Origin of the sequence: Nocardia sp. NPDC049149 (assembly GCF_043197455.1) — a bacterium.
GTDB lineage: Bacteria > Actinomycetota > Actinomycetes > Mycobacteriales > Mycobacteriaceae > Nocardia.
In genome coordinates this window covers 393,632-414,202 of the sequence record NZ_JBICTD010000004.1, presented here as the reverse complement: position 1 = coordinate 414,202, position 20,571 = coordinate 393,632, and the positions used below count along the sequence as shown (strand labels likewise).

Genomic DNA, 20,571 nt, shown 5'->3' with positions numbered 1-20,571 from the left:
CGCTATGCAGATCAGTGCACCGCCCGACCATGAAATCGTCGTTATCGGTGCGGGTTTCGCCGGCATCGGGTTCGGCATCAAGCTGCTCGACGCTGGATTCGCCGACTTCGTGATCATCGATGAGGCCGACGGCGTCGGCGGCACCTGGCACTGGAATACCTACCCCGGCATCGCGGTCGACATCCCGTCGTTCAGCTACCAGTACTCCTTCGAGCCTCGACCGACGTGGACCCGCACCTACGCACCCGGGCGCGAGCTGAAACGGTATGCCGAACACTGCGTCGACAAGTACGGCTTGCGCCCCCACTTGCGGCTCGGCACTTCGATCAGCTCGGCCGAGTACGACGAGGACCGCAACCTGTGGCGGCTCTCCACCGCGGCGGGCGAGGTGTCGACCGCGCGGTTCGTGATCAACGCGGCCGGTGTGCTCACCCGGCCCAATCTGCCCGACATCGCCGGAATCGACGATTTCACCGGCGCGGTCATGCATACGTCCCGGTGGGATCACGGCCAGGAGTTGAACGGCAAGCGCATCGGCATCATCGGCACCGGCGCGTCCGCCGTCCAGGTGATCCCCGAGATCGCCTCGCGTGCTGAACATTTGACGGTGTTCCAGCGCACACCGATCTGGTGTCTGCCGAAACCCGACGTCCCCCTTGCCGGCTCGTTTCGCTGGACGCTGCGTCGCGTCCCCGGCGCCCAGCGGGTGGTCCGCGCGGCCAGCCAGGCCTTCGTCGAGGTGACCTTCCCGATCGCCGCGCACTTCCACGGCATCCTGCCAGCGGGCCCGCTCGGCGAACGTTTCGGCCGCGCCTACCTGCGCCGCCAGGTGCAGGATCCGGTCGTGCGCGACAAGCTCACGCCGCGTTACGGACTCGGCTGCAAGCGACCGAGCTTCCACAACAGCTACCTCCGGACGTTCAACCGTCCCAACGTCCACCTGGAGACCAGCCCGATCACCCGCATCGACGACGGCGCGGTGCACACCGCCGACGGCGCCCGCCACGGCATCGATGTCCTCATTCTCGCAACGGGTTTCAAGGTGATGGACCCGGGCAACATGCCGACCTACCGGCTCCGCGGCGCGGGCGGACGCGATCTCGAACGCTGGTGGCACGAACACCGCCTGCACGCCTACGAGGGCGTCAGCGTCCCCGGTTTCCCGAACCACTTCGCCATCTTCGGCCCGTACGGCTACAACGGCTCCTCATACTTCGCCCTCATCGAAGCCCAGACCGCGCATATCCTGCGCTGCCTGAAACAGGCACGCGCAGTGCGCGCCAACCACATCGAGGTCACGGCAGAGGCGAACGAACGATTCTTCGCCGAGATGCTGGCCCGCCGCAGGCACCAGATCTTCTGGCAGGACAGCTGTGCGACGGCGAACAGCTACTACTTCGATATCCACGGGGATGTGCCGCTCCGCCCGACCACGACCGTGGAATCCGCCTGGCGCAGTACCCATTTCCCGCTGGACGACTACCAGTTCCAGCGCATCGACGCGAGCTGATCAACTCATCATGCCGCTCTGATAGGCCAGCACGACCGCCTGGGTTCGATCACGGGAATCCGTCTTGGCGATCACATGCGCGACATGAGTGCGCGTGGTCGCCTCACTGATGAACAATTCGGCACTGATCTCGGCATTGGAGCGCCCGAGTGCCATGAGCACCAACACTTCTCGCTCACGCGCGGTCAACGCCGAGAGCGTGGCCGGTGCCGTGACCACACGAGGCCCAGCCCGGCGCAGCGCACCGAGGACACCGCCGACGATGGCCGGATCCAGCCAGCCCTCGCCCGCGGCGCAGCAGCGCACAGCCTGCACCAGATCGGCGGGGGCGGCATGCTTGAGCAGGAACCCGCTGGCGCCGGCGGCCAGCGCCTCCTGAACGGCGGTGTCTTCCTGGAAGGTGGTGAGCACCAGCACCGCCGGAGCGTCCGCAGTGCGAGTGATCGCTTTGGTCGCGCTGATCCCGTCCAGGATCGGCATTCTCAGATCCATCAGGACCACCTGGGGTACAAGGGTTTTCACCGCGTCGATGGCGGCGGCGCCGTCGCCGACCTCGCCGACCACCTCGATATCCGGCGCGGTGCCGAGCAACAGCACGCAGCCCGCGCGCACCAGCGCCTCGTCCTCGGCGACAAGCACAGTGATCGTCACGATACCTCTATCGACGTTTCGGTGGCGGGCACCGTGGCATGGACACACCAGCCGCCGTCGTCCGCGCCGCTGGTCAGCTCGCCCCCGAGCGCGTCGAGGCGTTCACGCAGTCCACGCAGCCCGTTGCCGGACGACAACGCCGCGGCCGCGGGCGAGGTCTGACCACCGGAACTGCGCACCGTGAGGTCGACACCGCTGTCGGTCCAGGCGATCCCGAGGGTGACGGTCGCGCCGCGGCCCGCGTGTTTGGTGACGTTGGTCAACGACTCCTGCACGGTGCGGTAGGCCGCGAGGTCGGCATCGGGGGCCAGCGGACGTGGCGTTCCGGTGACGTCGATGCGCACGTCGAGGCCTGCGCGGCGGGCGGATTCGAGTAGCCGCTCGATATCCGCGAGCCGGGCGGGCGCCGCGTCGGCGGGGTCGGCCGACCGCAGCAGTCCCAGCATGGAGTGCAACTCGATCATCGCCTCGGCGCCCGCCTGTTCGATCACTGCCAGCGCCTGGCGCACCCTGGGGTCGGCGCTGTCGGCGAGCACGCGAGCGGCGCCCGCATGCAGGATCATCCCGGCGACCGCACCGGTGACACTGTCGTGGAGTTCGTGCGCGAGCCGCAATCGCTGTGCGGCGAGCGCCTTTTCGGCCTCGGCCGCGAGTCGTTCCCGCTCGGCTTGCGCATAGCGTTCGCGCGCGTTGGCCACCCTGCCGAGACCCCAGGCCACCGACAGGATTATTGCCCACAACGCCACGAAAGCAACGAGGTCACTCACCCTGCTCTCGGCGGGGGCGTGCTGCGCGGACCGGTAGCTGAACAGGCCGAGCGGCAGCGCGGCCCCGGCGAGGACGAGACGGGCGGTCGGCGCGGGCGCCCTGCTCGCCACCGTATAGGTCGCCACGAGCAAGTAGGTGGCCGGATAGTACTCCGGCACAACCAGATTGATGCTCGTGTACAACAACACCAGCGTCCACACACCCAGCGGGAACCGGTGCCGAAGCAGTAACGCAACGCAGAGACCGGTGGTCACGATGGGCACCACCCACAGCGGCAACGTCGCGCCGCCGATCATCTCCTGTTCCCCGTGCCAGAAGGCGAGATCGATGGCGGCGGTGACCAGCACCAAGGCGCCGTCGGCTACCCGGCGACTCAGCGCAGGCGTCCGTATCGTCCGCCACGTCATGAGCAGCAGTTTCCCACGAATCGCCGCGAGGGGTCGGCTGTTCCACCGGCTCTCACCTGCCGAGACAGCCTCCCGGACTACCGAATTCGTAGGATCATCCGCCGCCGAAGAGGCGCCGGATCCATCGGATCGGATCTTCGACGGGCACACCGCCCGAACCGGGTGGCAACCCCGCCTCGGCGATCAACTCTGCGAACGGGTCATCGGGCACCGGTGGCGGCGGCGGTGCCTCGGCGAGTACCTCGCGCACGGCCGCGACTATCTCGTCGTTGGTGGGTATCCGAAACCGATCGAAGCCGAACGTGTCGTCGATAAGACTGAGCGGGACGCCGTGCTCGGGCGCTGTCGACGCGACAGCGAGTTCGAGCAGCACCAGGTCCGGCGCGTCCGGAACCACTCTGACCTGCACCACATCGATGACCTCGGTGATCGCGTGCTCCGCGTTCGAGACACCGACCCGTAGTGCCCGTGACTGGGCCGCGAGGGCCTGATTCAGCGGCGGATCGACCAGCACGAAATCCGGCTCGATCAACGTTCCCGCACCGAGGCGCTCGCCAGTGGCGCCCGCGCCCTCGACCGCGTACACGACGACCAAGGTCTGCCTCGTCATGGGCAGCAGTGTCGCACGAATCGTGCTGCTACGACGGCGCGATGAGCTTTCTCATCGCCGTGCGGTAGGCGCGGAACACCGCAGCAGGCCGATTCGCCGATGCGGGGTTCCCGGCCATTCTTGAGTCGTTCGATTCCCCGGCGACCAGGCCGAATCCAGGAAGGGCAGCACCGAAATGGCTCAGGATACGGCGTTCACGTTCGCCAACCCCGACTTCTACGAACCCTTCGACCGCACCGATCCGGGCAGGCGATACAACCCGACCCGGCCGCCCGAAGGCTGGACGCGGCACGAGTTCGAAGTGTGGACCCAGTGGACGCCGCCGAATTCCGCAGTGCCTGCCCAGGGTTGGAAGGTGCACGTGTCGAGTGCGCTCGGTTCCGCACAGCAGGTGCTCGATGTGGTGAGCGCCGCGTGCGCCGAGCTCGGCGTCTCGTTCAAGCATCTCACCGGCAGGCAGTACTTCCTGTGGCTGCACGGCAAGCACGGCAGCCGCGTGCAGAGCGGCAAGTTCTGCGCCCTCTATCCGCCGACGCCGCAGCTCGCCTACGCCCTGCTCGAGCGGCTGGAACGCGAATTGTCCGGTGTCGCTGGGCCGTACGTGCTCACCGATCGCCGGTTCGGCGCCTCGCAGTGTGTCTCCTACCGCTACGGCTCGTTCCGAGCGCGCTACCGGCTGCAACCCGACGGCACCAGGGAATCGACCATGCTCGCCTTGGACGGGACCGAGGTCCCCGACGAGCGCCGCCCCGAATTCCTGCTGCCCGCAGGCGTCGTCGACCCGTTCGGTCCGGTTGCCGAAGCCGACGGCGACGACGAGGTCAACTTCCACGGGTACACCTTTGAGACCGTGCTGCAGCCGAGCAATGCCGGCGGCGCGTACCGGGCCCGCCGCGCCGACGGCACCACCGTATTCGTGAAAGAGGCTCGGGCGCACAATGGTTACGCAGGCAACGAGGACGCACAGTGCCGCCTCCGGCGCGAGTATCTGACGCTGCGCGCCCTGCATGCCGCCGCACCCACCTTGGCTCCCGAACCGCTCGAGCTGTTCACCGAGTGGGAGCACACCTTCCTCGTCACCGAGTTCCTGCCCGGTCGCACGCTCATCAAGTGGGTGGTCGCGAACTCGCCGCTGATCCAGGCCGGGCAAGACCCCGAGGTACTCGCCGCCCATTATCGGCGCTGCACGCATATTCTCGATCAACTCGCGGCACAGCTGGCCGTCCTGCACGACCTCGGCTATGCGTTCGTCGACCTCTCCCCCGGCAACATCCTCGTCGATGACGACGATACGGTGCGGCTCATCGACTTCGAAGCCACCCAGCCCATCGATCATCCGCTCGGCATGCTCGGCACACCCGGGTACGAACCTCCCGAATCGCGCTCGCCGGGCACGCGGTCATCGGTCGATCCGCTGCGCGTGGACGAGTACGCGCTCACCGCGATCGCGCAGTTGCTGGTCTTCCCCATGCACGAGACCGTCCGGCGCAGCCCGGAAACGCTCGATCACCTGCATGCCGAGCTGGCCGAACGGTGCCCGCCGCCGCAGGAGCTCTGGACGGTCGCGCTGCGGTCCCGGCCCGCGGTCGACGAGCAGCGCATGCCCTCGCCCGCCGAAGTGCGCTCCGCACCACGGGATGCGACGCGCTGGCTGCGCGACCGCACGGCCGAAGCACTGGAACGCATGGTCGATCTCGACAATCCGCGCTGGACGTATCCGACGGCGCCTGCCGGACATCGGTCCAACACTCGGTGCGTCGCCTATGGCACCGCGGGCGTCCTGCACGCACTGCGCGCCGCAGGCCGCGAGATCGACCCTCGGGTCGTCGAACGCCTGCGCGCCCTCGCCCTGCGCGACGCGGCGACGACCGGACCGGGTCTGCTGTTCGGCAACGCCGGGATCGCCTGGGTCCTAGACGATCTCGGTGAGCGGGACGCGGCCGTGACCCTGCTGGACGAGGCCGACCGGCACCGGCTCACCACCGAGTCGGCCGGGTGGGGCGGCGGCGCCGCGGGCGTCGCGATGACCCATCTGTCCTTCTTCCACCGCACCGGCGACCAGCACCATCTCGACCAGGCCGCACGGCTGCTCGACGCACTGCCCGACGGCGATGCGCTGATCCCCGCGCTCGGCCGGGACCATCAGTCCGGGCTCGTGCACGGACGCCCCGGCATCGCACTCGCGCTGTACTACCTGTCGATGTTCACCGGCATGGAGGAGCCGTTCGAACGCGGGCTGCGGCTGCTGCGCGACGAACTCAGGCACGCCGAGCCGATGCCGGTGGCCGCCTTGGGTTTCCGAGTCTCGGACGCCGACCGGCGCAACATGCCGTACCTGGGTTGCGGGAGCGCGGGCTACGTCCACGTCCTCGCCCGCTACCTCGGCCGCAGACCCTACCCCGAACTCGCCGAGCTGCTGCGCACCTGCGTTCGCCCGGTTGGCATTCGGTTCACTGTCGGCCCCGGACTGCTGCAAGGCCAGGCCGGACTGATGCTCGTGCACGCCGACGTCGCAGCCCGCTTCCCCGACGAGAAGTTCCTTGCCGACACGGCGATGCGACCGACCGCCTTGTTCATGCATGCGATCCCGGGTGACACCGGGGTCCGCTGGCTCGGCGGCCTCGGGCAGCGCCTCAGCGCGGACCTCGCCACCGGTTCCGCGGGCATCCTGCTCGCCCTGCAGCACGCCGCCGCCGGCGTCGCCGATCCGCTCTTCACCCTGGACCACTGCCTCGAATCTGTCGCCGACCGACCGGCAGATCCATTGCCCCACAAACCATCTGACCGCCCCGACCACCACAACAACAGGAACGGAGGTGAACCCCATGACCAAGATCCTGAAACTGCAGGCCGACGCCGAGCTCGAGTACGACGCGCCGTCGAGCTCCATCAGCGACCATCACTGCGTCGCCGAGGAGGAGGTGATGTGAGCCGAGAGCACCCGGCCACGGCGAGACAGGAGCGGAGGTGAAACAGCGTGACCAAGATCCTGCAACTGCAGGCCGACGCCGAACTCGGCGACGACGCACCGATCAGCTCCATCAGCGACCATCACTGCCTCGAAGCAGAGGTGGACCTGTGATCCGACGACATCAAGACCACGAAAGGAGGTGAACCCCATGACCAAGATCCTGAAGCTCCAGCTGCAGTCCGACCCCGAACTCGGCACTGACGCGCCGGACAGCTCGATCAGCAACCACCACTGCCTCGAGGTCGAGGTGGCGGAGTAGTCCCACGAATCGCCGGGCGCAGGGTGACCCGCGCCCGGCGAAGTCCATTCATAGACAAGCACATCAGGAAACAACCATGGAAATCCAGAACCTGGTCGCGTTGGCGACCATGGATACCGACGAAGAACTCCTCGACGACGCACCGATCAGCGTGCTCTCGATCGTCCACTGCGACGACGCGTATTTCGGGTGACGTGATGAGCGCATCCGTCCCCGCCACCACCGAGGCCGATCTGCGGACCTACCGGGTCGCCCAGGCGGCCTCGACCTTCGGCAGCACCCTCACCGGCACCGCGGTCTCCGTGGTCGCGGTCGTCGGGCTCGGCGCTGGGCCGCACGAGGTTTCGCTCATCGTGACCAGCGCGATGATTCCGCCGCTGCTGCTCGGTCCCGCGGCGGGGGTGCTTCTCGACCGGGTGAGCAGGCCACGCAGAGTGTTGCGCGCGGCCGACATGATCGCCGCGGCAGCGGTGTTGTGCTGTGCGGCAGCGATGTTCACCGGCATGCTGACCGTGGCGGGGCTGGCCGCGCTGTCCTTCGTCCTCGGCCTGGCCCGAGTCGCGATCGAGGGCCTCTACTTCAGCCATCTCATGACGCTCGGCGTCACCGATCTCGGTCGGGCGCGGGCCGGGCTGCAGTCGACCACAATGGTGTCGCGCTCCGTCGCAGCGGCTGTAGCGGGACCACTCGTCGCCGCCGTCGGCGCGGCGACGATGTTCGCCGGTGACGCCCTCACCTATCTGTTCAGCGCCTACTGCCTCACCCGGCTGACGGCACCCGACCGGCGACCGACCGAGCAGCGACACGGTTTCGGGCGCGAATTCCTCGACGGCGTACGGGCATTGCGCGGTCACTCCCTGCTTGCCGCATTGGCGATGTATCTCTTGGTCGGCGGGGCGGCCTCCGGCGGTGTCACGGCGCTACGCGCGGTGTTCTTGCTCGACGAGGTGGCGTTACCTGTTGCGGTGTACGGGATTCCGGCCGTGCTCGCCACACTGTGCGCTGCCGCAGGGGCATTGGTGGCGCCGCGGGTGCACGCCAGGGCGGTGCCCGCACGGCGAGTGTTGTCGATCGCGGTGCTCGGCTGTGCCGTCGGCACCGTTGCGCTGCCGCTGGCGGCAGGATCGACGGCCACCGTGCTGCTCGCCGCCTGCCTCGGCGCGGCGGTACCGATGTTCTTCGGTGCGCTGCTGAACATCGCGCTGGTGACGGTGATGGGTGACGGCGTCGGCGACGGGTACTTCGCGCGGGTCAGTGCGCTGCTGTCCACCGGAACCACGGCGGCCAACGTGCTCGGCGCGGTACTCGGCGGCGTGCTCGGCGAACACTTCGGCGCACGCACCGGAATCTGGACGTTCGTCGCCGTCGACCTGGTCGCCGCCGTCGTCTTCCTCCTCGCCGTCGGCCGCGCCCCCGTTTCCCACAACGACAAGCCGAAAGTGCCGGTGGCGCAATGAATCCCGACTATCCCCATGCCCCAGCGTCCGACGCGTGGGATGTGCTGCACGGCATCCGGATTCCGGACCCGTTCCGGCGGCTGGAAGACCTGGACGACCCGGACAGCCGAGCCTGGGTCACCGCCCAGCGACAACTGGCCGACACCTATCTCGCCGCCCTCCCAGGCCGACAGCGGTTACAAGAGGCGCTGCGCGACACCGTTGTTCCCGGCTCTGCCGACTCCCCGGTGAAATCCGCAGGCACCCTGCGGTTCCGGGTGAGCCGCGCACATCTGGTCGGCCCGTGGCGACTTCAGGTCGCCGACGGACCGACGGCGGACTGGCGCACCCTGCTCGACGCGAAAGCCCTTGGTGCAGGAGCACTCCTGCGCCGCTGGACACCATCGCCGGACGGCCGGTTCGTGGCGGTGCAAGCAAGCGTCGGCGGCGCCGAGGACTCGACCCCGCTCTCGTTGATCGACACCGCGACCGGCGCTGTCCTGCGGACGTGCGCGCTGACCCGGTATGCACCGGTGGAGTGGCTCGCCGACAACAGCGGCTTCTTCTACGTGCGACGGCACGACAATGGTTGCGGCAGCGGAGTTTACCGATACCAGGTCGGATCAGCGACCGATGAACTGATCATCGGCGACGACAATCCGATCGGCCGATACCACCTCACCTTCTGGCACGACCGCTGGCTCGTCGTGACGGCCAGGACCGGAACCAGTCGAACGACCCGCGTCTCGATCACCGATGTCGCCCAGGGCGGTTCGCCGGTGCGGCTCGATCTCGGCGGGCTTTCGTCGGCCGGTGTCGTGGTCGACGCAGCGGGCCGGATCCTGGCGATCTCGACCGCCGCCTGCGAATTCGGGCAGGTGCTCGTCGCCGATCCGGTGCCCTCGGGCGGCTGGGGGCCGTGGCGGTTGCTCATACCGTCCGACGAACCCGCGGTGCTTGCCGCGTTCGCCCTGGCCGCCACCGATGACGAGGACCGGCTGTTGATTCTGCGCACCAGGGACGGCTGCGCGGAACTGTCGGTGCACGACGCGCAGCACGGCACCCGGCTGCGCGATGTCCAATTGCCCGGCGCGGGAACGGTAGCGGCGGTCAAATCCACCGACGAGCCGGGGGTGCTCGAGCTCAGTTACACCGACTGGATCCGGCCGATGGGTCGCTGGCGGCTCGATCTGCGCTCGGGTCAGGTCTGCGCGACCGAGCCCGCGCCGCGGGTCCTGTCCGGCATCACCGTTACCCGAACGACGTACCGTTCCGGCACTGACACCGAGGTGCCGGTCACGGTCCTGTCGCCGACCGGACCGCGGATGCCGCGGCCGACCATCCTCAGTTGCTACGGCGGCTTCGGCATCACCTTCCGTCCTAGCTACCAGCCGGACACGCTCACCTGGGTGCGGGCCGGGGGCGTCATGGTCATCGCGGGCGTGCGCGGCGGCGGCGAGCGCGGACGCCGCTGGCACCGCGACGGTGCTGGCGTGCACAAGCTCAACGCGTTCGCCGACCTGCACGCCGCCGGCGACTGGCTGGTCGAGGCGGGCTGGACCCGCCGAGACGGTCTGGCATTGCTCGGCGGCAGCAACGGCGGACTGATGGCGGTCGGTGCGATGGTGCAGCGACCAGGGGCGTACGCCGCGATCGTGAGCGCGGGCGCCCCGCTCGACATGGTGCGGTATGAACGCTGGGGCCTCGGCCGTGCCTGGCGCGAAGAGTACGGCTCCGCCCACGATCCGGCCGCGCTGTCGGTCCTGCTGCGATACTCGCCATACTACAACGTCACCGCATCGGTAGGGGAACGTCGTTGGCCCCCTGCACTGTTCACCGCCGGAGACAGCGATACCCGGGTCTCGCCGGTGCACTCCTGCAAGATGGCTGCCGCACTGCAACGCGACAGCGGCGGGCCTGTGCTGCTCGACGTCATCGTCGGCAAGGGGCATGCCGGTGGTGGCCCGGCATCGGACGACGCGCTGATCTCCTTGCTCGCCTTCGTCGCTCACCACACCGGGTTGCGGCTCGACTGATCGAGTGTTTCTACTCTTGCTCGCACCCTCGCCACGGTCGAGACTCGGGGTACGACGTCTTCACGTACCGACAAGACCCGGGGGGCAGGTGAATTCGAAACAGAGCGGAGATGCGCGGCTGTCCAGCCGCGAGGCGCCTGGTCGAGAGTCTGTGGCGGGCCGACTGCGCGGCGTGACGCCAGGTGCGGTCCTGCGTGTCGCGGTGGCACTGGCGGGGATGACCGTCGCCCTCGATGTCGTTGTGGTGGCGCTGGTGCATTTCGGCGGGTCGGCGGTGGCCTTTCCTGGTGACAAACGCTATCGCGGTGAGGTCGAATTTTTCTGGGCTACAACGGTGCTGGCGCTGGTGATGCTGTTGGTCTACGCGGCGGTGATCGCCGCGTTGGTGCCGTGGCTTGCGCGGACTCGCGGCCCTGCGCTCGTTGCGCTCGGGGCGGCCACCGTTCCCCTCGTCGGAATGCTGGTTCTGCTCCAAACGGGGCTGTATCCGCTGATGCTCGACACCACCTGTTCGATCTGCGACGCGATTACCTATGACGCCGCGCCTGGGCCGCCGGGGTATCGGGTAGTACGGTCAATTCTGTTGGCGCTCATGGCCGTGTGCCTGGTGGGTGCGGTTGTTGCCGCATCGTCGTCGGCGACCACCCGTCGCATTCGTACGGTGGCAACGTCGACGGACCGACCCCCGTCCACCGTCCGTGTTGCGGGCATGGCCATGACAGTGCTCGGCGTCTGCGCAGCGGCGCTATCGGTGACCCTCATAGTGATCGCGACAACCGCTCGGAAGCACACCTACAGAAGTGGATTCGTGCCGTTGCCTTCCGACGAGCGGGCTGGCGTCTTCGTGGTGGCGGGTCTCGCGGCCGTGTTCGCGGCGGGCACGCTGTGGCAGGCGTGGCTGTGGCGGCATGGTCGTGGTGCGGCCGCGGCGATGCTCACGTTGTCTGGGCTCGGTCTGGTCGCGGGGTCCGTGCTGGTGACGATGTTCCTGCTGATGACGCCAAAAGGCGGTGTGGTGCCGAGTGGTTGGTGGGTCGAGGTCGATCCACCATGGCTGCGGGAAGTGCACGGCGCGGTGGCGTGGGTAGCGTTGGCGGCGCTGCTCGTTGCGGTGAGCACCGTGCTATGGCCCGCCACGCTGCGCTGGGTTGCGCGGCCGAACCACTAGCGAACGCCGCTGCGGGACTTCACGAATCTTTGGTTTCGAGCACGGTCAGCCGATGCCGAGGGTGGCCGCGATCAAGCGCCAGAGCCGTTCGGTGGCCTCGTCCGGGGTCGGGGTCGGGGTGGCGCGGAGTTGCTGGGCGATCCCGTGGCGCAGGCCGCCGATGAGGTAGGCGCCCGCACTGTCGGGATCGACATGGCCGGGGAGTTGACCGCTGTGCTGGCCGCCGCGGATGTTCTCGGCGGCGTTGTCGCTCATGGTGTGGATGTAGGCGGCCTCGAGCTCGGTCAGTTGGGAGTCCGGGGCGGTGCGGTTGAGCAGGATCGGGGCCAGCGGGTCGGCGAAGTGGTAGGCGACGAAGCGGCGGGTGCGTTCCCGTTCCCTGGTCGGCCAGTCGGCGTCGACGGGTAGGTGGGCGTCGCCGACGGCGTGCGCGAGCCCGTCGTAGAAGGCGTCGTAGATCGCAACCAGCAGACCGCTTTTCGAGCCGAAGTGGTGGTAGAGCGCGCCGGTGCTCAATCCGGCGCTGCGCGTGAGCGCGCCGAGTTCGATCACGCCGTTGCCGCGGACGAGTTCCGCGCGGGCGGCGTCGAGAAGTTGTTGACGACCAATCGGAGCCCGTGCCATAGTCGAACCATAACAGAATTCAGTTATGTTATGAAACGCGAGGTGATCCCTATGCAGGCAGAAGTGTCCTCACTGGTCGATTTGGGCGGCGATCTGGCCGGAAAGTATCGAAGGACCGCGAGCAGCGGCGCGACCATCGATCCAGTGATCGTCGAAGCGGATCTCGCGGCGGTGCGACGGGACGGCTACGTGATCCTGCCCGATCTGCTCTCCCCCGCCGAGCTCGCCGACATCCGGACAGCGGTCGCACCGCTGCTGGATCGGCACGGGCGCAACCTCTTCGAAGGACACACCACTCAGCGGGTGTACAGCGTGCTGAACAAGACCCGCAGCTGCGACCGAATCGCGGACCACCCACGGATATTGGCGTTGCTGGATCGGTTGTTTCTGCCGAACTATCTGCTGTCGATGTTGCAGGCGATCAACATCCTGCCCGGCGAGCAGGCCCAGATGCTGCACACCGACGACGGCTTCTACCCCATCCCGCGACCGCGGGAAGCTCTTGGCGCAGCGACCATCTGGGCGATCGACGACTTCACCGCCGACAACGGCGCCACCGACATCATTCCGGGAAGTCACCGGTGGGCGCACCGGATGCCCGAGGACGACGAACGCGAACCGGTGGTGATGCAGGCCGGCTCCTGCGTGTTCTTCCTCGGCACTCTCTGGCACGGCGGCGGCGCCAACCGCTCGACCCAGCAACGGCTGGCCCTCACCGCCCAATACTGCGAACCGTGGCTGCGCCCGCAAGAAGCGTTCACGCTGTCGATGACCCGCGACACCGTGCGCGCGGTGTCCGAAGACATCCGGCGGATGCTCGGCTACAGCATCCATCCGCCGTTCATCGGCCAGGTCGACGGCATGCATCCGAAGCGACTGCTCGAGCCTGACGCACCGCTCTGAACACGTCGAAATCCACTCGGCACCACCAGCTTCGACGACGCTAGAGCGACTCGGCACGCTCGACCGTGTAGAGGTGGTGGGTGCCGTGCAGACCCTTCAATTCGACTTCACGGTCGCCGGTGAGGGTGAATTCCGGCTCGTCGACGATCGAGTCACGCACCGCTTCGCTGATCAGGATCTCGCCACCGTTCGCCTGCCCCGCGACCCGGGCGGCCATGGCCACGTTCCGGCCGAACAGGTCGTCACCACGCCGCACAGACCGGCCCATATGGATGCCGATCCGCACGCGGACGCTCTCGCGGCCAACGGATTTGGCACCGTTGCTCAGCGCGCCCTGCACATCGAGGCCGCAGCGCACCGCCTGCTCAGGCTCCGCGAATGCGATCATGAATCCGTCGCCCTGACTCTTCACGATATGCCCGCCGTGCTTGGTCACCCGCGCACGAACCAGCCGATCATGACGGCCGAGCAGCTTCACCCACGCCTGGTCGCCGAGCCGCTCATTGAGCGCGGTCGATCCTTCGATATCCGAGAACATGATCACGACATGACCGTCCGGCGTCAGCCCCGCCAGATCCGGTCGCTCGACCTGAGCCCAACCAGCCAAATTCTCGATCGAGGTGAGCACCGCCCCACGAAACCCCTTCTTCCGCAAGAGGTTAGCGGTATCCCATACCGTCTTCACCGCCTCACGGCCACCGTTCACAAGCAGCTGGCGGGTGTCGAACCTGCGCTGCAACTCATCGAACGCACGGCGGAGTTCGTCCAACGCCCGTCGCCTTCGCGCGAGCAGCACAACCAAAACGACCACACCAACGGCCTCCAACACGGCAACCGCCGCAAGGACGAGCTCGATCATCATGGAATCCGTCGCGAGTAGTGGTCGGCGCGTGCGAGTCCGACCATACCTGCCCAACGAGCCACAGCGCCGACTCAATCGCCCGCGGCTTCGTCGCTGGCGACTCCCTGACCGATTCGCCGATCCAGTTCGGGGTGTTCATCATGGCGGCCTGGTTCACCAGCAACGGCCCGGCCGCCTATCTGACCTGCACATCCATGATGTTCGATCCGGTCCAACCATGTACCACCCAGGTTCTGGGCTTCATTCCTGTCACGGTCAACCTGCTCCATACCCTGTGTCACCTCAACACCGGCATCATCGGCTTGGTAGCGGTACTGCGCCGGTCCTCGGCGCTCACCTACGCACTGATCGGTGCGGCCTACTACGTCGCGTGGGGAATTCTCGGGTTGGCCAGCGACGCAGATGTCCGCTACTACATGGGCGTCGATGTATTCGGAAGCTGGGTCCACATCGCCGAGGGCACAATCCTGGTACTCCTGTGGGCCGGTGACCGCTTTTCGCGCAGGCACGCCACCCACCCGAACGCTCAGGGCGACCCGAGTCCGGTCGTCACGCTCCTCCAAGACCGGCGCCCCGCCGCCGAGGATGACGCCACACGGATCTCGAGTTAGACCGTCGACTCCGCAACATGTTTCGACGCACCGTATCCTGCGGCACGACAGCGCATTCGACGGACATCACGCGAAATGCACTGCTGGACAAACGCTCAGGAGGCAATGGTGGCGGCCCGTTCTCGACCGATGCCGCCACCATTGCCTCCTGATCACGTGACCCAGTCGCGAGCGGGCGCGCGCATCGGGTAGAGGTGGGCAGATGTCGTCGCTCGGACCGATGATTTCCGGCCGTGGCGGTAGTCCGAACTTTCGTGACTACGAACAGGAGGGGTTGGCGTGGACTTGTATAGCGTCATGTGCGTGCGTGACCGGGCCCGGGCGTTGCCCTGGTACACGGCCTTCTTCGGGCGACCGGCGGATTACATCATCGGCGAGGAATTCCTGTGGCAGACCGGTGAGAACGCGTGGATTGTCGTCGATGATCGCGAGGTTCGGGCCGAACGGGTAGGCGGGGCGATGGTCACACTGGGCATCACCGACCTCGATGCCTTCCTGGCCCGATTTGCTGAGCACGACATCGCCTATGGATCGGTGGAGACCTACCGCAACGGCGTACGGCACGTCGAAGTGCTCGATCCAGACGGGAACAGCCTGTCGCTAGCCGAAGCACCGTCGTCCCGGCAATAGGCATCAGCGGGCGTTCCATGCGGACACCATCGGACCGAGATAGGCTCGGGGCCTCGATCTTCGGGATGTCGCGCTCGTGCAGCAAGTCTGGGCGGTCGCCAGTCGTCCTGTCAGGCCGTTGATCGGTGGGGGAAATCTTTGAGTTGGCGGAGTTCGGCGTCCAGGGACTGGCGGGCTTCGGCGGTGAAATTGCGCATTCCCATGCCGAAGACGGCTCGGGACTGGGGTTCGGTGAAGCCGAATTGGGTGGTCAGGCTGGCGATGGCGTCGTGGCTGGAGGCTGCGGCGGCGACGAGCTCGACCAGTTCGCGGCGGCGGCCGATGGCGTTGATCATGGCCGTCAGCACCGAGATTCGTTCCTCGATGCGCTCCCGTAGTTGCTGTTCTTCGCGGTGCAGCTCTTTGCGGGCGTCGACGGTGAGTCGACCTATTCCCATGCCGAGCACCGCGCGCGCCTGCCCGTCGGTGAAGCCGAACTGGGTGATCAGGCTCGCGACGACCTCGTCGTCGGAGGATGCGGCAGCGACGAGCTCAACCAGGGCGCCGCGGCGATCGATGGCGTTGATCATGGCGGTCAATGTCGAAATCCGTTCCGCCGCTTGCACACTCCCCGAGGGCCCCTCGTCCGCGACGCCGGACAACTGCCGCACCACCTCCTGACGAACCCGCTCCAGGCCGGCGCCGAGCTTCACCAGCACCTGCGCCGCGACACCCTCTCCCTCACGGAGGAGACCCAGCAGAACATGCTCGGTGCCGATGTAGTTGTGGCCCAAATGTAATGCCTCGCGCAGGCTCAACTCCAGCACCTTCTTGGCGCGTGGCGTGAACGGAATGTGGCCGGACGGCAGCTCCACACCCTTGCCGATGATCGTCTCGATCTGGTTGCGCACCTGATCGAGACGCATCCCCAACGCCGCCAACGTCAGCGCCGCGACGCCCTCGCCCTCATGGATCAGACCGAGCAGGATGTGCTCGGTGCCGATGTAGTCGTGGTTGAGCGACCTGGCCTCTTCTTGGGCCAGAACCACGACTCTGCGGGCACGGTCGGTGAACCTCTCGAACATTGCTCTCCCCTCCGATGTGCAAAGGCCTCCCACCTCGCGGCCGAAGCCTTACTCAACGATCCCATACCCGGCGGACAGCTTCGACGAAATGCGATCGGCGATCCCACTGGGAGGCAACACTCGACCCCGAGGCAGCTCCACGCAGCCCAGGTCGTTGCGTCCATGGGCCGCCAGGATTTTGGCGCGCTTACGGGGCTGGATGTTGGCCTTGGTGATGTCGCCGCCGTAGTGCGCGAGCACCCGCGGATCCATCACGTGCCGCCACAGCGGCGGAATCATCGCGCACATGACCATCGCGATGTATCCGGCAGGCAGCCGTGGCGCCTCTGCGGAGTAGCGCAGAGTCTGGTAGCGGCGCCCGGTGTTGATGTGGTGATCGCTGTGCCGCTGCACATTGAAGATGAAGACGTTGGTGACCAGCCAGTCGCAGTCCCAGCTGTCCTGGGGCGAGAAGCGCGCCCATTTGCCGTTGGGCTTGCGCTCACGGAGCAGTCCGTAGTGCTCGATGTAACCGATCGTCTTGAGCAGCGCCATGCCGAGCACCGCCTGCAGCAGCAGATACGGCAAGATGCCCCAACCGAATACGGCGATCAGTCCACCGAACAGCAGCACGGTGATCGACCACGACTGCACGATCTGGTTGTGAATACTCCACCAGCCCAGGCCTTTTCGGCGCAGCCGCTCACCTTCCAGCTTGATCGCGGAGCGGAAGCCGGTGACCAGGTAGCGCGGCAGGAACTCCCAGAGCGATTCTCCGTACCGCGCGCTGGAATGATCGCGGGGCGTGGCAACCCATACGTGATGTCCGCGATTGTGCTCGACGGTGAAATGGCCGTAACCCGACTGTGCCAGCGCGATTTTCGACAACCACCGCTCCAGGTTCTCGACCCGATGCCCCAGCTCGTGGGCGGCGTTGATGCCGATGAAGCTCACAAAGCCCACCGTCACCGCCAGACCCAGTTTGTCGACCACGGTCAACTCGTGACCGGACCACATAGCGCAGGCAATCAGCAGGCCGATCAGTTGGACCGGCAGGAACAGGAACGTGCACCACCGGTAGTACCGGTCGTTCGACAGCTGCTCGTACTCCTCGTCCCGCAGGTTGTTGCCGTCCTCCCCCACCACCCAATCCAGTACCGGGATAACGATGAACACGATGATCGGTCCGCTCCACCAGAACACCGGAGAGCCCGTTCGCAGCACCAGCTGGGAGGGGAGCAGCGCGGTCCCAGGCGCGACGAAACCTAAAAGCCACAGGTGACGCTTGAGATCAGGTGATCCCACGCGTTTGCCCAGCATGCGCATGTTTGCCCTCGGATGCCTCTCGAAACTTCGATTTGAATGCGCGAAGCATAGGGTGAGACCGTCCGTAATGCTCGCCAACGCGGTTTAGTCAGCCTTAATTACTGGTAAATTAACTTGCACTGGCGGCATTTCATGAACCCGAGCTTAACTCGAAATAAGCGCTGCTACTCAGACGCCCGAAAAATTGGAACTCTGCACTGCGCAACCCTTTCCGACCTGGTACGGTCCGTTCGCCAAGGAAAGGAGATTCGGTGTTCGGTTACCGGCCAGTGAATGCGTGGGGTCGTCGGCGTCTATCGTGGCGTAATCGTGGAATCGGAAATATTCTGGCGGCAGTGGCGCTTGCCGGAGTAACCATGACCACAGCTGTTCCGGCTGCGGTCGCCGGACCGAATCAGTGCGACACCAATGCCTGGGAGTCGATCAGCTCGACCATCCCCGAAGCCAGGCTGACCGATTCGATGCGGCAGCAGATTCGCCGCGGCCCCGATGTGCCCTCACCGTGGGATCTGACCTCGGCTGACGGATTTCTCCTCTGGGTGATGCCACCGAGGCTGGGCGGTCCTTCGCTGCTTCCGAAGGAGCTCTCGGGAAGCGTGCTGCCTTTCGCGAATTACGGCTTCGCAACCCGGTATACCAACACTCCGGTCGGTGCGTACAACGAGATCACCGGCATGCTCACGTACGCAAGGGCACAGAACCCGGGGATGTACGCGCACTCACCATTCATGGTGGTGGACAGCCCGGAGACCGCCAAAAACGGACGGAACAACTGGGGATACCCGAAGTCGCTGGCCGACTTCACCGGAACGCCCCGCATCGGCGAAACGCTCACCGCGAGCGGCCCCGGCTGGAAGGTGTCGGTGTCGTCCCAGCCGCTGCTCTTCGACGTGCCGATCACCCTGCCGAACTTCCTCGGCTACATTCAAACGCCGGACCAGCTGTCGTTCGAACAGCCCTCGCCCGCCTGCGGCACGAAGAAGATGCACAGCCTCCGTCTCGGCGGCCTGTCGGCCAAGATGAAGCCCGCGCTGGTCACGGTGAAATCCGAAGGCAGCGAAGAACTTCGCGCAATGATGCCGAACGGCATCTACCCCGGACAGTATGCCACCTTCGACAATCTCGGCTTCGACATGCCGGGTATGAACTAGTTCGTCCGATGCGGCAATCGTCATTGAACCGGCGCGCCCTGTTGGCGCGTGGCGCGGCGATTGCCGCGGGCGCGGTCAGCGCACCACTGCTGCTCCCGGCGCGAGCGCGGGCGGAGACGCGCACACATCGCCAGGCGATCGTCATCGGTAGCGGCTTCGGGGGCGCGATCGCGTCGTATCGACTGGCGGCGGCGGGCGTCGACGTCCTCACCCTCGAACGTGGCCGCGCATGGACCCAGAGCGACGAAGCGATCGTCTTCGACTCTGCCCTGGACTACCGTGACCCGCAATGGGTTTGGGAGCCAACGGTGTCCCACACGGCCGGGCTGGTTCAGCCCTACGTCGCCGGCTCGGTCAACATCGCCACCGCGGCGTGTATCGGCGGCGGGTCCATCGTCTATGCGGGCGCGACGGTGCCGCCGGTGCGACGGTACTTCGAGAAGATCTTTCCCGATGATCTGAGCTACGACGAGCTGGAATCCGTGTATTGGCCACGCGTCATCGCACGGCTGGCCGCCACACCGGTCCCCGAAGACCTCTTCGGCAGTGCACCTTTCGCGCACGTACGGTCGTCCGACGCCCAAATGGCCCATGCGGGAATGGCAACCACCCCGGTGCTGTCCACGTTCGACTGGGACATCGTGCGAAGGGTTTTCGACCACTCCGGCGGGACGCGGGCTGCCGTCAGCACTGCGTTGCCGTGGAACCGGAACTCCGCCAAGAAGTCCGTGACCCGAAGCTATCTCCGCTGGGCCACCGAATTCCCCAACTGGGACCTGCAGCCGCTGCGGGACGTGCGGAACATCGCCCACGAAAACGGTAGGTACGTCATCGATGTCGCGGTGCACACCGAGGCAGGCGGCACCGAAACCTACACCTGCGACCATCTGTTTCTCGCGGCCGGATCCGTCGGCACCACCCGTCTGCTCCTGCAGTCGAGGGCACGGCACGGTCTCCCCGATCTCAACGAGCATGTCGGCACCATGGTCGGCGACAACGGCGATCAAATGACCTGGCGCGTCGCCGATTCGCTGGAATTCTCCGGACCGCAGGCCAGCGCGATCGTCTCCTCGGCCCTCGTCGACGACGAATCCGACGTTCCCCCGGTCCGGGTCGAATCGGTGAGCCTGCCCGGCCCACCGGGCGAGCCACCCATTCTCGCGAATTTGACCACCACTGCGGACTGGGAGAACCGGACTTCCTGGACAGTCAACGGCGCAGAACCGGTGCTCGACTTCAACCCGGCAACTTGGCAGGACTCGCTGAAGGCCGCGCTCCGAATTCACGACCGTGTCGGTGGATTGGCGAACGGGCCCTCGCAGGCAGGCGGATTCCCTTTCGCGCCAGGCGTCTCGTTCACTGCGCATCCGCTGGGCGGCGTGCCGATCGGCCGCGCGACCGACATCGACGGACGCGTGATCGGCTACCCGAATCTGTACGTCGTCGACGGTGCACTGGTCCCGGGAAATTGCGCGGGCGCAAATCCCTCGCTCACCATCGCCGGGATCGCGGAACGCGTGCTGGATCGCGTGCTCGGCGACATCGTTCGTTAGTCGTCCCCTCCCAGGAACTCTTGCGCCTGTCCCGTACGCTGGCACCGAGTTT

The 20,571-nt window shown here is 66.6% G+C and carries 16 protein-coding genes and 1 pseudogene; 10 read left to right on the top strand and 7 right to left on the bottom strand.

Annotated features, from left to right (window positions below; genetic code table 11):
• Positions 1 to 4: 4 nt before the first annotated feature.
• On the top strand, positions 5 to 1,510 hold the full coding sequence (locus ACGFNJ_RS17520) for a flavin-containing monooxygenase (RefSeq protein WP_393448484.1): 1,506 nt from the start codon (positions 5 to 7) through the stop codon (positions 1,508 to 1,510).
• Here ACGFNJ_RS17520 and ACGFNJ_RS17515 read toward each other — a convergent pair whose 3' ends face one another.
• From ACGFNJ_RS17515 to ACGFNJ_RS17505, 3 genes are all read right to left on the bottom strand, one after another.
• Entirely contained in the window at positions 1,511 to 2,161 is a 651-nt protein-coding gene (locus tag ACGFNJ_RS17515; RefSeq protein WP_393448481.1) for a response regulator, read from the bottom strand. It abuts the gene before it with no gap.
• Positions 2,158 to 3,336, bottom strand: a complete 1,179-nt coding sequence (locus ACGFNJ_RS17510; protein WP_393448478.1) for a sensor histidine kinase — start codon at positions 3,334 to 3,336, stop codon at positions 2,158 to 2,160. The genes ACGFNJ_RS17515 and ACGFNJ_RS17510 overlap by 4 nt, the downstream gene beginning before the upstream one ends.
• A 94-nt stretch (positions 3,337 to 3,430) precedes the next feature.
• Positions 3,431 to 3,946 (bottom strand): hypothetical protein, encoded by a 516-nt coding sequence (locus ACGFNJ_RS17505; RefSeq protein ID WP_393448475.1) that lies wholly within the window; start codon positions 3,944 to 3,946, stop codon positions 3,431 to 3,433.
• Between the two features lie 175 nt (positions 3,947 to 4,121).
• On the opposite strand from ACGFNJ_RS17505, the gene lanKC reads away from it, so the two are divergent.
• The 4 genes from lanKC to ACGFNJ_RS17485 all read left to right on the top strand — a co-directional run bounded on the left by lanKC (position 4,122) and on the right by ACGFNJ_RS17485 (position 11,816).
• Positions 4,122 to 6,917: a class III lanthionine synthetase LanKC gene (gene lanKC, locus ACGFNJ_RS17500; RefSeq protein ID WP_393448472.1), complete on the top strand. Its 2,796-nt coding sequence runs from the start codon at positions 4,122 to 4,124 to the stop codon at positions 6,915 to 6,917.
• Positions 6,918 to 7,373: 456 nt separating this feature from the next.
• Positions 7,374 to 8,633, top strand: coding sequence for an MFS transporter (locus ACGFNJ_RS17495; protein ID WP_393448467.1), 1,260 nt, complete (start codon positions 7,374 to 7,376; stop codon positions 8,631 to 8,633).
• Complete coding sequence (locus ACGFNJ_RS17490; RefSeq protein WP_393448464.1) at positions 8,630 to 10,648, top strand: prolyl oligopeptidase family serine peptidase; 2,019 nt, start codon at positions 8,630 to 8,632, stop codon at positions 10,646 to 10,648. The genes ACGFNJ_RS17495 and ACGFNJ_RS17490 overlap by 4 nt, the downstream gene beginning before the upstream one ends.
• An 88-nt stretch (positions 10,649 to 10,736) precedes the next feature.
• Positions 10,737 to 11,816: a hypothetical protein gene (locus ACGFNJ_RS17485; RefSeq protein ID WP_393448461.1), complete on the top strand. Its 1,080-nt coding sequence runs from the start codon at positions 10,737 to 10,739 to the stop codon at positions 11,814 to 11,816.
• Positions 11,817 to 11,861: 45 nt separating this feature from the next.
• Here ACGFNJ_RS17485 and ACGFNJ_RS17480 read toward each other — a convergent pair whose 3' ends face one another.
• Positions 11,862 to 12,440, bottom strand: a complete 579-nt coding sequence (locus tag ACGFNJ_RS17480; protein WP_393448459.1) for a TetR/AcrR family transcriptional regulator — start codon at positions 12,438 to 12,440, stop codon at positions 11,862 to 11,864.
• A gap of 51 nt (positions 12,441 to 12,491) precedes the next feature.
• Between ACGFNJ_RS17480 and ACGFNJ_RS17475 the strand changes: the two genes are divergently transcribed.
• Entirely contained in the window at positions 12,492 to 13,343 is an 852-nt protein-coding gene (locus tag ACGFNJ_RS17475) for a phytanoyl-CoA dioxygenase family protein (protein WP_393448457.1), read from the top strand.
• 40 nt (positions 13,344 to 13,383) lie between these two features.
• Here ACGFNJ_RS17475 and ACGFNJ_RS17470 read toward each other — a convergent pair whose 3' ends face one another.
• Positions 13,384 to 14,205 (bottom strand): adenylate/guanylate cyclase domain-containing protein, encoded by an 822-nt coding sequence (locus ACGFNJ_RS17470; RefSeq protein ID WP_393448455.1) that lies wholly within the window; start codon positions 14,203 to 14,205, stop codon positions 13,384 to 13,386.
• A 140-nt stretch (positions 14,206 to 14,345) separates the two neighbouring features.
• Here ACGFNJ_RS17470 and ACGFNJ_RS17465 point away from each other — a divergent pair, with 140 nt between their 5' ends.
• Positions 14,346 to 14,816 carry a DUF4383 domain-containing protein gene (locus ACGFNJ_RS17465; protein WP_393448453.1) on the top strand — a complete coding sequence of 157 codons (471 nt, stop codon included), beginning with the start codon at positions 14,346 to 14,348 and terminating at the stop codon, positions 14,814 to 14,816.
• Between the two features lie 297 nt (positions 14,817 to 15,113).
• Positions 15,114 to 15,446 carry a VOC family protein gene (locus ACGFNJ_RS17460; RefSeq protein ID WP_393450018.1) on the top strand — a complete coding sequence of 111 codons (333 nt, stop codon included), beginning with the start codon at positions 15,114 to 15,116 and terminating at the stop codon, positions 15,444 to 15,446.
• Positions 15,447 to 16,078: 632 nt separating this feature from the next.
• On the opposite strand, the pseudogene ACGFNJ_RS17455 reads toward ACGFNJ_RS17460, so the two are convergent.
• Positions 16,079 to 16,510, bottom strand: a pseudogene (locus ACGFNJ_RS17455) (Clp protease N-terminal domain-containing protein); the annotation flags it as partial.
• A 48-nt stretch (positions 16,511 to 16,558) separates the two neighbouring features.
• Positions 16,559 to 17,815: an alkane 1-monooxygenase gene (locus tag ACGFNJ_RS17450; RefSeq protein ID WP_393448451.1), complete on the bottom strand. Its 1,257-nt coding sequence runs from the start codon at positions 17,813 to 17,815 to the stop codon at positions 16,559 to 16,561.
• A gap of 356 nt (positions 17,816 to 18,171) precedes the next feature.
• Here ACGFNJ_RS17450 and ACGFNJ_RS17445 point away from each other — a divergent pair, with 356 nt between their 5' ends.
• Together ACGFNJ_RS17445 and ACGFNJ_RS17440 are read left to right on the top strand one after the other, a co-directional pair.
• Complete coding sequence (locus tag ACGFNJ_RS17445; RefSeq protein ID WP_393448449.1) at positions 18,172 to 18,966, top strand: acetoacetate decarboxylase family protein; 795 nt, start codon at positions 18,172 to 18,174, stop codon at positions 18,964 to 18,966.
• An 8-nt stretch (positions 18,967 to 18,974) separates the two neighbouring features.
• Entirely contained in the window at positions 18,975 to 20,519 is a 1,545-nt protein-coding gene (locus tag ACGFNJ_RS17440) for a GMC oxidoreductase (protein WP_393448447.1), read from the top strand.
• Positions 20,520 to 20,571 lie beyond the last annotated feature (52 nt).